The organism is Bremerella sp. TYQ1 (assembly GCF_020150455.1).
Classification (GTDB): Bacteria; Planctomycetota; Planctomycetia; order Pirellulales; family Pirellulaceae; genus Bremerella; species Bremerella volcania_A.
Genome location: NZ_CP083740.1, coordinates 3,409,373 through 3,424,061 on the forward strand (window position 1 = coordinate 3,409,373; position 14,689 = coordinate 3,424,061).

Annotated in this window: 13 protein-coding genes and 1 tRNA gene; 4 read left to right on the forward strand and 10 right to left on the reverse strand. The window is 53.2% G+C overall.

Going from position 1 to position 14,689, the window contains the following annotated elements; translation table 11 throughout:
* Nucleotide 1: 1 nt before the first annotated feature.
* The 7 genes from LA756_RS13525 to LA756_RS13555 form a co-directional block, all read right to left on the reverse strand.
* A complete protein-coding gene (locus LA756_RS13525; RefSeq protein WP_224435257.1) occupies nt 2-631 on the reverse strand; it encodes an NADH:ubiquinone reductase (Na(+)-transporting) subunit D in 630 nt (209 codons plus the stop codon).
* Entirely contained in the window at nt 624-1,421 is a 798-nt protein-coding gene (locus LA756_RS13530; RefSeq protein ID WP_224435258.1) for a Na(+)-translocating NADH-quinone reductase subunit C, read from the reverse strand. Before LA756_RS13530 ends, LA756_RS13525 begins: the two co-directional genes overlap by 8 nt.
* Entirely contained in the window at nt 1,411-2,646 is a 1,236-nt protein-coding gene (locus LA756_RS13535) for an NADH:ubiquinone reductase (Na(+)-transporting) subunit B (protein WP_224435259.1), read from the reverse strand. Before LA756_RS13535 ends, LA756_RS13530 begins: the two co-directional genes overlap by 11 nt.
* A gap of 2 nt (nt 2,647-2,648) precedes the next feature.
* Complete coding sequence (locus LA756_RS13540; RefSeq protein WP_224435260.1) at nt 2,649-3,998, reverse strand: Na(+)-translocating NADH-quinone reductase subunit A; 1,350 nt, start codon at nt 3,996-3,998, stop codon at nt 2,649-2,651.
* A gap of 576 nt (nt 3,999-4,574) precedes the next feature.
* Nucleotides 4,575-5,339, reverse strand: coding sequence for a HisA/HisF-related TIM barrel protein (locus LA756_RS13545; protein ID WP_224435261.1), 765 nt, complete (start codon nt 5,337-5,339; stop codon nt 4,575-4,577).
* Nucleotides 5,323-6,855 (reverse strand): prenyltransferase/squalene oxidase repeat-containing protein, encoded by a 1,533-nt coding sequence (locus tag LA756_RS13550; protein ID WP_224435262.1) that lies wholly within the window; start codon nt 6,853-6,855, stop codon nt 5,323-5,325. Before LA756_RS13550 ends, LA756_RS13545 begins: the two co-directional genes overlap by 17 nt.
* Nucleotides 6,856-6,997: 142 nt before the next feature.
* Nucleotides 6,998-8,515, reverse strand: coding sequence for a prenyltransferase/squalene oxidase repeat-containing protein (locus LA756_RS13555; protein ID WP_224435263.1), 1,518 nt, complete (start codon nt 8,513-8,515; stop codon nt 6,998-7,000).
* A 516-nt stretch (nt 8,516-9,031) separates the two neighbouring features.
* Between LA756_RS13555 and rpmG the strand changes: the two genes are divergently transcribed.
* The 3 genes from rpmG to LA756_RS13570 all read left to right on the forward strand — a co-directional run bounded on the left by rpmG (nt 9,032) and on the right by LA756_RS13570 (nt 11,337).
* Nucleotides 9,032-9,196, forward strand: a complete 165-nt coding sequence (gene rpmG, locus LA756_RS13560) for a 50S ribosomal protein L33 (RefSeq protein ID WP_224435264.1) — start codon at nt 9,032-9,034, stop codon at nt 9,194-9,196.
* A 219-nt stretch (nt 9,197-9,415) separates the two neighbouring features.
* A complete protein-coding gene (gene recJ, locus LA756_RS13565) occupies nt 9,416-11,185 on the forward strand; it encodes a single-stranded-DNA-specific exonuclease RecJ (protein WP_224435265.1) in 1,770 nt (589 codons plus the stop codon).
* Nucleotides 11,186-11,263: 78 nt separating this feature from the next.
* Nucleotides 11,264-11,337 (forward strand) — tRNA-Pro (locus LA756_RS13570).
* Nucleotides 11,338-11,556: 219 nt separating this feature from the next.
* Here LA756_RS13570 and LA756_RS13575 read toward each other — a convergent pair.
* Nucleotides 11,557-12,168 carry a DUF2726 domain-containing protein gene (locus LA756_RS13575; RefSeq protein WP_224435266.1) on the reverse strand — a complete coding sequence of 204 codons (612 nt, stop codon included), beginning with the start codon at nt 12,166-12,168 and terminating at the stop codon, nt 11,557-11,559.
* A 270-nt stretch (nt 12,169-12,438) separates the two neighbouring features.
* Nucleotides 12,439-12,657, reverse strand: a complete 219-nt coding sequence (locus LA756_RS13580; protein ID WP_224435267.1) for a hypothetical protein — start codon at nt 12,655-12,657, stop codon at nt 12,439-12,441.
* A 66-nt stretch (nt 12,658-12,723) separates the two neighbouring features.
* On the opposite strand from LA756_RS13580, the gene LA756_RS13585 reads away from it, so the two are divergent.
* A complete protein-coding gene (locus LA756_RS13585; RefSeq protein WP_224435268.1) occupies nt 12,724-13,692 on the forward strand; it encodes a hypothetical protein in 969 nt (322 codons plus the stop codon).
* A 49-nt stretch (nt 13,693-13,741) separates the two neighbouring features.
* On the opposite strand, the gene LA756_RS13590 is transcribed toward LA756_RS13585, so the two are convergent.
* Nucleotides 13,742-14,593, reverse strand: a complete 852-nt coding sequence (locus LA756_RS13590; protein WP_224435269.1) for a DUF3883 domain-containing protein — start codon at nt 14,591-14,593, stop codon at nt 13,742-13,744.
* Nucleotides 14,594-14,689: the final 96 nt, after the last annotated feature.

The following is a 14,689-nucleotide window of genomic DNA, read 5'->3' on the forward strand; positions in this document are numbered from 1 at the left end:
TTTAGCCCTCCGATTCGACTTGTTCAGGATTGAAAGCGCGAATGACCCAAATGATGAAGCCAATCAGGAAGAACGCACTAGGAGCCAACAGCATCAAGCCGTTAGGCACATACCAGCCACCGTTCTTTTGCAGTGCGAGCACCGTGAATCCGAACAGCGTGCCGCTGCCGAGAAGTTCGCGGAAGAAACCAACGATCAGCAAGATCACGGAGTAACCGAGGCCGTTGCCGATACCATCCAGGAAACTGATCCCTGGCTTGTTCTTCATCGCAAACGCTTCCGCTCGGCCCATCACAATACAGTTGGTAATGATCAGACCGACAAACACCGACATTTGCTTACTGATTCCGTAGGCAAATGCCTGAAGCAGCTGGTCGACCACGATCACAAGCGAAGCAATGATCGTCATCTGAACTATGATACGAATGCTGCCGGGAACGAATTGCCGAATCAAGCTGACGCCCAAGTTCGAGAATGCGGTGACCGCGATCACGGCCAGGCACATCACCGCGGAAGTCTTCAAACTCGAGGTCACAGCCAACGCCGAACAGATCCCAAGGACCTGCAGGGCAATCGGATTGTTATGCACGACTGGGTCGAGCAAAACGTCCTTTGCGGAGCTCTTAGCCATCGGACTTCTCCTTCGATTGGAGGTGTTCGAGATAGGTTCCAAAGCCCTCGTTGCTGAGCCAGAACCGCACGAAATTGTTCACACCATTGGTGGTGATCGTGGCACCGGACAAGCCGTCGACTTGCGACTGGGAGTCTGCCGAAGCACCCCCGGCTTTCTTTACTTCGATCAACACGTCGCCTTGTTCGTCACGCAGCTTCTTGCCAGGCCATTGAGCTTTCCAAGTCGGGTTATCGACTTCACCACCCAAGCCAGGCGTTTCACCGTGCGAGTAAAAGGTGATCCCCTTGGCCGTCACGAGGTCGGATTCCAAGGCCAAAAAGCCTTCCATCGTCGACCACAGACCCTTCCCGTAAATTGGAAGAACAAGGGTTTCCAGCTTGCCGTCTTTCTTGATCAGATAAACGTTGGTGTACTTTTCGGTGGTTTGAAAACCAGGAAAGTCCTCAACGGCACGATTCAAATTGGGATTGTCACGAGCAGTTTTGGGATCGTAGGTGGCTGGATCGAGGATACCAGCTTCCTTCAACTCTTCGGGAGTGGCGACTTCGCCGGTCTCGAGGTTAACGATCTGCTTTTCAACATTGTTGAACTTCTCGGTGACCTGCTTGCCGGAATCTTTTGGATCCAACAGGCCTGCGGCGGCCAGGACGCTTCGCTGCTTATCGAGCAAAGCGTTCTTCTCTTTGAAGCTTCGTAGGCCAACCGCTGCAACACTCACAATCACAGAGCAGACCACGCATAACACTGCGGCAACCAGGATGGTTCCGCCTACACTATCACGTCGCATAGCGGGCCTTTCTCCGATTGATGTTGGCTTGCAGGACGAAGTAGTCGATCAGCGGAGCCATCACGTTGCCAAACAAAATGGCCAACATGATCCCTTCAGGGAACGCCGGGCTGACGACACGAATCAAGATCGTGACGACACCAATCAAAATGCCGTAGAACCATTTACCGGTTCGCGTCATCGCTGCCGAAACAGGGTCGGTTGCCATGAACACGGTACCGAAAGCGAAACCGCCGATAACGAGGTGCCACCAGGGAGGCATCCCGAGAAGAACGTCGCTGCTGGCCAGCATGAAGATGCCGGACAAGCCCATCGCTCCGATCACACAGCCCGCCATGATTCGCCACGAGCCGATTCCGGTTGCGATCAGGAAGGCGGCACCGAGCAAACAAGCGAACGTCGAAGTTTCACCCATCGAACCTTGGATCCAGCCCATAAAGGCTCCCATCCAAGTAATTCCGTGAGCGTCGACCTGTTGAACGGCTTCTGCCATGGTCGTTCCCGTAGGAGACGAAGCAGCCACACCTAATGTCGTTGCACCGCTAAAGCCATCTGGCGAAACGGCCGTCCAGACTTTTTCCCCGGTAATGTCCGTCGCGTAGGCAAAGTACAGGAATGCACGTGCCGTCAAAGCAGGGTTCAGGAAGTTCTTTCCAGTACCGCCGAAGACTTCTTTACCAACAAGAATGCCGAACCCAATGCCGACTGCCACTTGCCATAGAGGAATCGTGGGAGGCAGGATTAGCGGGAAGAGCATTCCGGAAACGAGGAAGCCTTCGTTGATTTCATGCTTGCGAACGATACTGAAGATCAATTCGATCGTACCACCGACGCTCATCGTGACGATGTAAACCGGCAGGAAGAAGATTGTCCCCAGCACGATGTTGCTAATCCAACTTGACGGATCGTGCGCGAGCCCTGTCATCTCGAACAGCGTCTCGTGCCAATCAGCCGTTGGCTGTGCCCCAGCTGCGATCTGCAAGTTGGCCTGATACCCGGTGTTCCACAGGGCCATGTAAATACATGGAATCAGGGAGAGAACGACGAAGATCATCGTTCGCTTGAGATCCAGCCCGTCGCGCACATGGGTTAGTCCCTTGGCACGATCTGGTGGCGTGTACAAAAACGTATCCGCCGCTTCGTACAGCGGATAGAGTCGCTCCAACTTTCCTCCTTCGAGGAACATTGGTTCGACCTTATCGAGCATTCCGCGTAAAAATTTCATGGCTATCCTTCGGCTTCAATGCGGATCAAATTCTTCCGCAGAATGGTACCGAAATCGTGTTTACCTGTGTCCACAAACGTACACAGAGCGATGTCTTCTTCTTCCAATTCCAAGCAGCCCAAAGCCTGAGCGGAATCGGTGTCTTCAACGATGAGCGACTTAAGCAAAGCGGTTGGTTCGATGTCCAACGGCATGACCGTTTCGTACACTTCGATCGGCACGATCGCACGGTGGCTACCGTTGGCCGTCGTTGTCATTTCCAACTCGCCAGGCGAGAGGAACGATGCGAACACCGACTTAACCGAGAACTTCTTAAAGCCTGGAGCCAACCAGCCAAACATTTCTCGCTGGAGGCCTTCCTCCAGAACTGAAACCTGCGTGTGGTAACGACCTAGATAGGCTTCAACTCCTTGCGATTCGTAACCGCAAAGAACCGATCCGGAGACCTTTCGCATGGGGCCTTCATTGAGTTCCCCATCGGTCAGGTCTTCGATGCTTGACCCAAGCGGCGCTTTGATCAGGCGAGGATTCTTCACTCCAGGACCAGCCAGCGAAATAACTCGCTTCGTGTCCAGTTCCCCAGTCCGGAAGAGATGTCCGATGGCGATCACGTCTTGATAGCCCAGATACCAGACCACTCTTCCAGGCCCAGCAGGATCTAGGAAGTGAATGTGCGTCCCAGCCAAACCGGCAGGATGCTTGCCAGCGAATTCGACGTCTTCAACGAAATCGAGGCTGCTACCAGGCAATGCGGCACCGGGAGCCTGATTCAGGAAAACTTTGCCTTCGGTCAGGCTACTGATCACTTCCAAGCCGGCGATGAATTCCAGCTCGTTTCCTTTGATGATCGGAGCAGGATCCGCGGCAAGAGGATTCGTATCGATAGCGGTAACGAAGATCGAGCGTGGCGACGTTCCCAACGCGGGAATCTTGCCGAACGGGCGAGTTCGGAAAGCAGTCCAAAGCCCTGATTTGACCAGGTTCTCTTCAACTTTGGCTCGATCCAATTGCGATAGATCGGCTTGATTGAACGACTCAAAGGCAACTTTATCGTCGCCTTCGGCTTCGATGACGACCGAAAGAAACTTACGCTTAGCACCGCGGTTGACTTCAACCACTTTGCCAGCGACCGGCGATGTAAAGAGAACGCCGGGCGTCTTTTTGTCTTCAAACAGGGGCTGACCGGCTTGGACGGTGTCCCCTTCGGTGACCATCATGGTCGGCTTCATGCCGATGTAGTCGCGTCCCATCACGGCGACCTTACGGACGTCCGCGATCTCTTCGACCGATTGTTTCGGCTTGCCGGCAATCGGCAGATCCAAGCCTTTGCTAATCGTGATCTGGCGTGGCATCTTGGGCCTCACTCCCGCTTGGGAGACTATAGTTCAACACACTTGCAAGGAGGGCATTGTGAAAAGTATCACAATGTCAGTGTCGAATGTCCCCCGCGTGATGTTTTGTTTGGGAATCCTCGGAAAAAACGAATGCGTAGTTTGCGTTACTGTCCGAGTGAAAGATGGTCGCAACCAAGGAGGGAGGCATGCCTGCGTCGATGCGGCTTAGCCTGCCCGGGATCTTTCCAGAACATTCAGTGCGTGGTGGGGTAACCAGCTCGACTCATGAAATCATAATGCCTACGGATCATGCAGCAAGGGGAGATTCGACCGCTTAAAACGACCTGCGGGAACCCCTCACTCTCGATGCTGACGCTCCCAGCCGATATTGAAACCGGGAAAAATCCGTAGTGGAAAACAGAATTCCGTTGAGATGCCCTAAGGGAAGCGGTCTGGCAATCCATTTCCTAGCTTCCACTCGCTACGCAAGAAAACTACGTCAATTGAGCTTCTCGCTCATGGAAACTTGCCTAGCTTTCCCCCACAGGGCGGCAGAATTTTTTTTGAGGTCGCCAGAAAAATTCATCGAATTGGCTATCCGCGGATTGGCGCGATTCGACCATCATGCAGTGCGGATGCCACCAAGATCCTCTGAACTCCGCAGCGAGCGAGTGCTTCAATATCCTCAGGCCAGCTCATCCCGCCCCCGCCGATCAACTCGACGGTTGATTGCTTGTCGTGCAACTGATCGATAAGCGATTCTGTGAGACTCCCCTTCCCCTCGCCGACGGCAGCCAAATCGAGCACGATCATGGACTTAACGCCAAGAGACGTCGCCTGACGGGCAATTTCAACCGCTTCCATATCGGCGAAGTCCTTTTGCGAGGTCAACGGCCTCCCCTCCTTGAGATCTAAGCTGAACACCACCCGTTCAGGCCCGACCTTTTCCAACAGGGCTTCCAGCTCGCACCAACGTTCAAGTGATTCCAGGGCAACAATCCACCGAAACGGACGCCAATCTCGAAGCGATTTCTCATGGGCCTCCCATTGCGAGACGCTCCCGACGGCGGCATCGAGCCAAACATTGAGCCCTTGAACAGCAATTGCTTCCAGGGCAGCCACATCCAAGTGCCGATCGCAAATCGCATTAAGATCAGCAACGTAGCAATCGCGAAAGCCGAAACGGTTCGCATAAACGTGGGCAACGCTTCCAGGTCGAGAATCTTCGGTATATCGCGAGTCGATTTGCTGGTATTCGTCTCGGCGCCCTGCGAGTCCACGCACGACGTGACCATGCCTGATATCGATAACCGGCAAGATAGCGTCATACCAATCGGGGCGATCAGAAGGTGAAGTCAAGCGACTTCTCCGAGTAAAGGGGCATGTGGCGATAATAGACTTCCAGAATCATCGCCGAGAGGCACGTCACGTACAATCGCCCCCCCACCCTTGCATGCGGATCATCGAAATACCAACTGCCGGTCGTATAGCCACGACGCGATTGTGTCTTCAGCAGATATCCCTTTAGTTCCTCGTTCCACTTGTCCCATTTAGGGCCGCCGTAGTGACAGAGAACGTTGGTGGCATAGTAGTTGTAGTACATGTCGCTTTTCGACGGTCCTTTGTCTGCCAGGAAGTCGACACCTTTGTGCATCCTGGCATCTTCACGAGGCCAACCAAGATACATCCGACTTAGTAGACCAATCGATGTCGGAGAGATCATTTTTCCCGGATGCTGGTATCCGTAGTAGGCTCCGTCTGCTTGCTGAACACGATCTAACCAAAACTCTGCGAGCCCGATCGTCGAGCTATCGACTTTGATCCCCCCAAGCAAAGCACTCTTGAGCGCCATTAACTGCCAACCATATACACTGATGTCGCCTGGCTGCTTGGGCTGATATCTCCAACCTCCTTGCTCGTGCTGGGCATATTCAATGAATCGCACCGCCTCGGCCGCTTCCGTCCGCAAGGCAGGGTCTTCGGTCATCGCATATGCTTCGCACAACGCGAGTGCCGCAAGCCCATGCCCATACATTGAGCCATCCTGCAAGTCTCCACCGTTAGGACCGACAATTTGATTGGCTCGCAAAAAGTACAGCCCTTGCTCGATCTGGTCTCGATAGGGATTGTCGTTCATATGGGTGTACCCCTTGCCGAGAAATGGCAGCAACGCTAAACCGGTCGCCCCGGTCCGCGTGAGAGGCTCGCCAGGATTGGGACTTAGCTTCCCAATTTCAGCTTTGTGATGATCGAAATTCCACGAACCGTCCGGCAACTGATGCGCAGCAATCCAGCGAAGGGCCCTTTCGACGGCATCTTCGGTTGCCGGCGAACCGCCGCGAGCAGCCAACAACTCTTTTTGGAGCTCTCCACTACGTCCCTTAAATCCACCGCCACTCTTCGAGGGAATTGTCATTTGCCAAGGCAGATTTTTCTGCAAATCGCTCGTCACGTCGACGGTTGCTGCCTGGCTGTTGGTTGCAAATTGATTCGGCAGAGGCTCCGTCAACTTGGTCAATTCTCCGGCAGCGGCTGAGTCAGTCTGAAGTTCTTGCTCGATCACATCCTGGGCATCACTGATCTCTACCGGCGTTACGGTTTGAATGATCGAGAGATCCTCAGGCAATTTCTCATAGGGCAACAAGGTAATGTTATTCGCGTTACCGCTCGGCCCGACAGGCGCAGTCCATAACGCAAGAACGATCAACAACACGAAATGAATCGCAGCACTCGCAAAGAAGCTGATACTCCCCTGCAAGCGATCCGCGGAAAACAATACGAACTTACGGAATTTGAAACGGATCGGCGCAGCGCCATTCGACGACGCCCCATAGGCCGCGCTTTCGTGATTCGCACTCGATGTGTTGGCTTGCAAGATCTGCGTTGCCTTGGCTACTGATTAGTAAAAACGGAAAACTATAGGTCGCGTTCTTTTTCTGACCGCGCAACAAAAAACCTCGCGGCGAATCGAGTTCAACCACGAGGTTCTTTCGTATCGATTGTAGCGATTGCGTCGCTTACAGCGGGAAGTCTTCCTCGGAAGCATTCGCCTTATAGATCGGCAGGTGACGGTAGTACACCTCGAGCGTTAGCAACGACAACGAAGTGTTGTAGAGACGTCCACCACGCTCGGTATGGGGCCCATTGAAATGCCAGCTCCCTGCTTCGGCCTGCCCCTGAGGAACCTGCTGCTTAACGAGGAACTCACGCATCTTTTCGTTCCATTGATCCCACTGAGGACCACCATACTGACGCATGACCTGGGTCGCGTAATAGTTGTAGTACATGTCCGAATTGTTACCCAGACTTGGACCACGCTTGCCCAGTTCTTCCACCCCCTGCTGAAGCGAAGGATTATCCTTCTTCCAGCCGGTGTACATGCGACAGAGCAAACCGACGGCATTCATCGAAGGCTTACTACCTGCATCTGCATAACCGTAGGCTGCACCATTTTTGGTTTGCACCGAGTCAAGAAACTTGATCGCTCCAGCAATCGTATTCTTTCGAACGTTCAAGTATCCCATGTGACCACTTTTCAGTCCCATGACTTGCCAACCAACGACCGAAGTATCCCCCGGCTGTCGCGGCTGATAACGCCAGCCACCGCCAACGGGATCTTGTACGGCCTGTATATAGTTGATGGCATACTGCGATGGTCCCAGCAGGTTTTTATCTTGCGTCATCGCATAGGCTTCGCAGATCGCAATCGTCGCCAGGCCATGCGAGTACATGTTGCCTTCTTGCTCACGGAAGCTTCCGGTATCGCCGCGAACCTCCATCAGCTTAATGAGCGAGCCTAACCCCGCTTCGACCTGCTGCTTGTACTTACCTTCTTTGTGCGTCATGCCCGAACCCAGAAATGGCAATAGGGCCATGGCAGTTGCCGCACGAGGTGAATCGCCAAAGCTACCCCAATCTTTGCTGCCAGGCTTTTTAGCACCCCGGCGATGATCGAAGCTCCACGTGCCATCTTTCAGTTGATGGTCGGCAATCCACTGGATTCCCCACACAACGGCTTGCTCACTCGCCCCAGTACCACCATTCTCACGAAGCATCTGAGTTCGCGTAGCTTTACCGCGGCCTGAAGTCGCGTTGCCGTCGACCCCGGAAACTTCGCTCATGATGTCCGAAAACGGCATCGTTTCCTCAGCAAAGTCGCTTAGCTCGACCATTTGCGTAGCAGCCATCTCTTCCTGGAAGTCAGAAACGACGATCTCATCGCTCAAGACGGCCTCTTCCGGCTGCTCAGGGGGATCGTCGAACTCGAGCGTCTGCTCGTCGATCGGCTCGAACTCTTCCATCACCAACTCTTCGATTTCCTCTGCATCAGCAGAATCGTTGATGGTCAAAATTCGCTTATCCCGCTTCACTGGCGGCATAAAGATAGTCAGCAAGATCAAGAAAAAGACCAAATGCACGACAAGACTAATCAGCCATGACGGAACGGCCGTAAACAAAAGGAACCGCGTCGCGATCTTGGGACGCTGTTCTTCGTGCTCGTCATGCGATTCGTGATCTGTATCGACTTGAGCCATTTCAATTCTCCGTGGAATTCATCGCTTCACGCTAGAAGCGGAGATTAACAACTCATTGCCTCACCAAGGCTTGCATTCGCAAGACTGTCGCGATCTTCTGGGAAAGAAAAGGCCCCGGAAGCTTTGAATAGAAAGCCGTTTAGGTGCTGCGAACGCCGAGAGAATTCCCGGCCGTTCCCTATTCTACGGGGAAACAACCCCGCCAACACCCCCCAACAAGGGAGGCAACTTTGCTATCCGCAATCCGCATTAGATGAGTCTATTGGGTTCTAATCAAAGGATTCGCACCATCGTACGTGAATTATTGCGAACCTTTACATGGCTAGGAACGATTTTCTGCCTCAGAAGTACTCTTCAGTCGGCTCAGTTTTGCCAAGAAAGCCAAGATTTGCCTTAGTGGCTAAAATGATCGCGAGAATCGACAACAACCCCTTACGACGGAGCGACCGTTTTGCTAAAAACTAAGGTTTCGACATACCCTTCCGAAGACTACAAGCAGGTAATTGGTCCGAACCCATGGCCAAGAAGAATAAGAAAGCTGAAACCGTATTTCTCGTTTGCGAAGAGTCTGGCGACTACAATTACTCGCTACGCCGCAAGCCTGGCGGTGAGAAGCTTCGCCTGAAGAAGTACTGCCCGCGACTGCGAAAGCACACCGTCCACGTTGAAAAGAAGAAATAGTCTCCGCTCCCGATGAACGCCATCGGGACCTGAGTCGTGGACCAAGAATCTTGAAAGCCGGGTCGAAAAGATCCGGCTTCTTGCATGCGCTAGATGCAAGCGCGATCCGATCTATTCTCATGAATGTCAAGCAAGGGCTGGAAATACGGCCTTCCTTCTCGATAATTGGCACATGCGTTAAGCCTTTCCTCTATCTCTGACGGAGCGACACACAGCCCTATGGATGCTAACTGGCGAATTCTTCCGCACGATATGGCAGTCGTACGCGACTTAGAACGATCCGCTAGCATTCCCCCGATCGTGGCCCAACTGCTGGTCTGCCGAGGCATCCGAGATGCAGAAACCGCGCGCGAGTTCCTCGACGCCAAACTGTCAGGGCTGCGAGATCCAGAGCTGCTGCCGGGAGTTGAGCAAGCGGCAGAGAGAATTCACGCGGCGATCAAAGCCGAGAAAAAAATCACGATCTACGGCGACTACGACGCCGACGGTATCACCTCGACGGCAATTCTCTATCGTTGCCTTAAACTCATGGGTGCGTCCGTTTCTTACTATGTGCCACATCGCATTGATGAAGGATACGGCCTAAACGTCGAAGCCCTTGAAAAGCTGGCCGAACGCGACAACGACATGGTGATTACCGTCGATTGCGGTATCGCAAGCGTAGCAGAAGCCGCGAGAGCCAAAGAACTCGGCATCGAGCTAATCGTTACCGATCACCATGAAATGGGAGAACAACTCCCCGACGCCTCCGTTCTAGTTCATCCACGACTGCCTGGCACCGCCTATCCATTTGGTGGACTCTGCGGAGCTGGCGTCGCATTGAAACTGGCCTGGGCACTTTGCCAGCTGGAGTGCCAATCGAAAAGGGTCACCGACCGCTTCAAAAACTATCTCCTCTCGGCTGTCGGCTTAGCATCGATCGGAACGGTTGCCGATGTCGTGCCACTTACCGATGAGAACCGCCTGCTCGTTCGTCACGGCCTGAATTGCCTCCGCGAGTTTCCTGTGCCTGGTATCAGTGCACTAATGAAAATCACCGGTCTTCAAGACAAGCCTTTTTTAGCGAGCGATGACATCGGCTTTACAATGGCACCTCGCCTGAACGCCGCCGGTCGACTAGGCCAAGCCCAGCTAGGTATCGAACTCCTAACGACCGATTCCAATGAACGAGCGCTAGCACTCGCCGAATACTTACATCAACTGAATGACAGCCGATCGAGCCTGGAACGCAGTGTCCAGATGGCGGCCACGAAGCAGATCAAAGAACAGTTTGACCCCGAAAACGATCCCGCCCTTGTACTCGCCGGACACGGCTGGCACCCAGGCATCATCGGCATCGTCGCTGGCCGGCTGTCGGACAAGTACAACCGCCCTGTGGTGATGATTGCTCTCGACGAAGCTGGCGTCAAACCTGGCGTTGGTTCCTGCCGTTCAGCCAACGGGCTGAATCTGCACGAGGCCCTACAAGCTTGCGATCACCTATTGCTTGGACACGGAGGACATGCTGCCGCGGCAGGGTTACAAATAGACGAGGCCCAGATCGAAACCTTCCGCCATGAGTTTTGCGAATACGCCGCCGCGAACGTTACCGACAAAGATCGGATTTCTGAGCTGGTCATCGACGCCGAAGCCCCCTTCAGCCAACTGACGCGACAAATCGTGGAACAAATTGACCAGCTAGGCCCATTTGGACAAAGCAACCCTCGACCGCTTATGTGCGTGTCGGGAGCTAAGCTGGCCTCTCCTCCGAAACGTATTGGAGGTGGCGAACGACACCTCGCAATCCATCTAGAACATCACGGAGTTAAGATCCGTGGCGTTGCATTCGGCCGCGGAGAATGGGCAGAGGAACTCGAAGCCAACAACGGCCCTCTCGACGTTGCCTACCACCCCGTCATCAACACCTTCCGAGGCCGCAGCAATGTAGAGCTACAACTAGTAGCCTGGAAGCCCGCCGCAGCCGAAATCACCGCCACCCCATCAGGTTGACCGAACCTTTCGCCACCGACTAAAATCCTCCCCTCCAATTGGCCTTCGCACAAATCAGCCCGCCAAAGCAAACGCAATCGGGGTGTAGCTAAGCCTGGCAGATCGCTGCGTTCGGGACGCAGAGGTCGCACGTTCAAATCGTGTCACCCCGACTTGTTAAAGCCTTGCATATCAATGATTTGCGAGGCTTTTCTTTTGGCCATTTCTGGCAAGCGCGGCGTCTGGCAAGAATTTTGGCAAGCGCCAGTCCGATTGGCAAGCCCACATTTCAAAACGCGTGACTCTGCTCCTGTGGCCCTAGGGCTGACGCCCGAGGTTGGCTCGGGCCTTCCTTTCATTGTGCGTCGATCCGCTCGGTGGATGCTGATTGTTTAGCCGGAAATGTCCATCGTCTCGCGGCACTTTGGATAGTTGGAGCATCCCCAGAACTGCTTTCCAGCATTCGCTCCACGTCGGGCTGTTTGTCGCTTCATGGAGGTCTGGCATTTGGGACAGATCGGAACCTCACCGCTCGGCGGAGAAACAGGCTCTATCCTTTGTGAATCTTGAAGCGGAATAGTAGCGAGGATTTCACGCAGATTCTCCACGTTGTATCCTCGTTTTGCCGGCACGCGAATCAATGGCAGGCCGGTAGCAGCCAGTGCTGCATCTACCAACTCATCACGCTGCTGTCGGTCGGCTTGTCGGTGTGATCGGTCATCTAACTCAACCGCACAGATCGGTTGCATCGAGACCGGGTCACACAAAACGAAATCAACATGCTTCCGGTCGATTCTGTTGCGATAGGAGATGTTTTCCTTCCCTGGGACGAATAAGATATCCGCCAGATTCACCTTTGCGATGACGATGTATTTGTCGCTTACAGCTTTCCGCAATACATGAAAAAAGGATAGCTCCGCGGGTGAAAGAAAATCATCCCGCAAAAGATACGGCAGCGTCTGCGACGTCGGTTCGATGCCGGACGCAAGATTGACGCCAAACATTCGGAGGATCACCGTGAGACAGCCAGGCGCGTTTTCGTTCACGCTTAAATCCAGTAGCAACCAAAATGTCGATTGAGGGTCCTGTGCCCTATTTCTTAACAGGATAGCTACTCCATCTCACCCTCGCGACTGTCCTGATAACCTGCAGCAGTTGAGGGGGCTGGATTTGTTCAAGTCTTGATAGATCCATCACCTGTTTTCGATCACATCGCCATACACAGCGCCTGATTTAGTTATGCCGCTATCCCCTGTCATTTCGCCATCATGGCATTACCATTCCGCTACAAACCGATCAATTTGCTGGGCGATGACCTCTTCAAACGCCGCCGGATCGGTCAACACCTCCTCAAACTCATAGTCGAGTACCTCGGCCCTCTTGGCGTCCTTCAATTTAACGATGAGCTTCGTACGAAAGTCATCAGTCTCAGTCCAGAAGCAGACCGCTGCTCCAATCTTTCGGGCTTTGATAATGGCCTTCATTAGGTGCATGGTGTCTCCCCTCTGTTCGATTAAGATTGTGAAGGACGATGATAACTACGCAACGTCGGGGTTGCCATGAGAACCTTTCTTTCCATAAAGTTCGGGCCTTGTAATTCAGTTGGGACATCGAATATGCGAGGTTTTGTGGCGTATCTGTGCTGGATCGCTTTTGTCATACATGCTGTCAGCGGTTGTAGTTCTAAGGAAACTGAGGACCATTCGCTTCCAGCAATCACTGACTTAAATAACCTCAACTCAAATCCCATAGATACTCTGCAACAGCATCCAGATATTGCGGACGTGAAGCGATATGGTTCGGATGAACAGCCGCTGCATCGCATCATCCACATTGCTGACTGGCACTATGTTGATCGGGAAGATTACGCAGCCGACCTGCGATCCCTCTCAGACGAACCCATTTCTGATGAAGACATCGACCGCCGATTCGCTGAATTACTGGGCGAAGTGGATCGAGTGCAGGTACAGCAGATGGCCGTTTTGCGGTGGCTCATCAAACACTTCGGTCTAAAGCAAGTTCATCTAGAAGGCCTGACCAAACCGGACCAGTTGATCTTCAATGCTAAAGTGGAAGGATTGCGAGTCGTTGGCAAAGAGCTTTCCGATCTACGGCAGGAGCATCGTGAGTTGTTCGCCGATTCGGAGCCAGATGTCCCAACAAGGCGAATCATTGATGGTATTCAAAAGCTGGAGAAGCAGTACCATCGTGACATTCTTCAACTTGGTGCTGCCGGCCGGTTGGTGCTTTCCGGTGAATTGGAAGGTGTTTTGCCCTTGGAGGACGAGAAGGCTCATCAAGCAGCTAGACCGATTGCCGAAGACGGAACTGTGAGTTTCGATCAGGAAAAGATCGAGGATAGAGAAGATAGTCAGGCTCGTCTGCTACTCAACGGTGGACATCTCTCCATCATAATACTGGGCGGAGCTCACGACCTGTCCGATAACTTAGACCGACTCTCAGACGGGAAAGCGGAATACATTCGGGTCGAAGTTAAAGAGTGGCGAAAGGTGACGAGTCAAAATTGAAAAACAGATGAGCTAACAACTGCTTAAGGCACTAGTTGTTCATGCAGACTCAAATCGCCGCCATATACTGCACGGCCTCGAGTTGACACGCAATACGAAGCGACCCCTGTAGCACAAACAATCTAGGCGTGCGGCCAAAGTCAAACACCCGGTAAAGATGAAACTGCTTCTCGACATCCTCTGAGCAACGCAACTCGTTGCGAGTCACATAGAAGGGGAAGTATTTGCCAAGCCCTGTTGTCTTGACTTCAATCAACCGTTCGGAGTCGTCAACCGCGTCAAAAGACAACACGTCGAAGCCTAATCCATCGCCTATCGATTGCGCCACCCACTCCACTCTGTTTGCAAGATCATCTCTTCCCAGCGAAATGAGCCTTTGCCGTTCGATATCGACCACCCACTCCTCGCCACACTGTCCCAAACGTCGATTGGCGGCATCGTGTGCAGCGAAATCGCGGCAACGTGGTTTCCGGGTGTTCCACGGACGGGAAGACTCAGATGGCGAAAAAATGCGTTTGGGTGGGGTCTCTTGCACCGAATTGAAGGACATTGGTTTCATCTTCGGCACACGATCTGGGCTGACTACCGGACCATCCGCCAGCCTGTCCAGCAGGTCGGGGTGTACATCAAGGTAATTCCTGACACCATCCGCCAAGAGTGATTGAAAATTCCCTCTCGGTTTATATCCCTGAATATAGGGCAGGCCAAGCTCTACCATCACTGCACTAATGTTTTGGTGCTTGAACTCGATCGAACTGCTTGAGCGTTCATCTAGTTGTGGGCTAAGCGACCGTCGGTGTTCGGCTTTGCTGTAGGGTTGGTCGAGTAAGTCGCTCTGCAGCATCTCAAAGTAGTCCTCAACAATCAGCTGAACTTCGATTTCTGACCAATTCTGTGGCATGATTGGGCTTTCTTCAGAGGTCCCAGTGCCGGGCTGTCATACCTGGGACGGTGAGGCAATGGAGACGAGCCGACTTGTAGCCTGAAACATAATGTC

Excerpts from the sequence above, each read along its gene's own strand:
- LA756_RS13525 (WP_224435257.1), bottom strand. The coding sequence starts at position 631 with ATGGCTAAGAGCTCCGCAAAGGACGTTTTGCTCGACCCAGTCGTGCAT.
- LA756_RS13530 (WP_224435258.1), bottom strand. The coding sequence starts at position 1,421 with ATGCGACGTGATAGTGTAGGCGGAACCATCCTGGTTGCCGCAGTGTTA.
- LA756_RS13535 (WP_224435259.1), bottom strand. The coding sequence starts at position 2,646 with ATGAAATTTTTACGCGGAATGCTCGATAAGGTCGAACCAATGTTCCTC.
- LA756_RS13540 (WP_224435260.1), bottom strand. The coding sequence starts at position 3,998 with ATGCCACGCCAGATCACGATTAGCAAAGGCTTGGATCTGCCGATTGCC.
- LA756_RS13555 (WP_224435263.1), bottom strand. The coding sequence starts at position 8,515 with ATGGCTCAAGTCGATACAGATCACGAATCGCATGACGAGCACGAAGAA.
- rpmG (WP_224435264.1), top strand. The coding sequence starts at position 9,032 with ATGGCCAAGAAGAATAAGAAAGCTGAAACCGTATTTCTCGTTTGCGAA.
- recJ (WP_224435265.1), top strand. The coding sequence starts at position 9,416 with ATGGATGCTAACTGGCGAATTCTTCCGCACGATATGGCAGTCGTACGC.
- LA756_RS13575 (WP_224435266.1), bottom strand. The coding sequence starts at position 12,168 with ATGTTTGGCGTCAATCTTGCGTCCGGCATCGAACCGACGTCGCAGACG.
- LA756_RS13580 (WP_224435267.1), bottom strand. The coding sequence starts at position 12,657 with ATGCACCTAATGAAGGCCATTATCAAAGCCCGAAAGATTGGAGCAGCG.
- LA756_RS13585 (WP_224435268.1), top strand. The coding sequence starts at position 12,724 with ATGAGAACCTTTCTTTCCATAAAGTTCGGGCCTTGTAATTCAGTTGGG.
- LA756_RS13590 (WP_224435269.1), bottom strand. The coding sequence starts at position 14,593 with ATGCCACAGAATTGGTCAGAAATCGAAGTTCAGCTGATTGTTGAGGAC.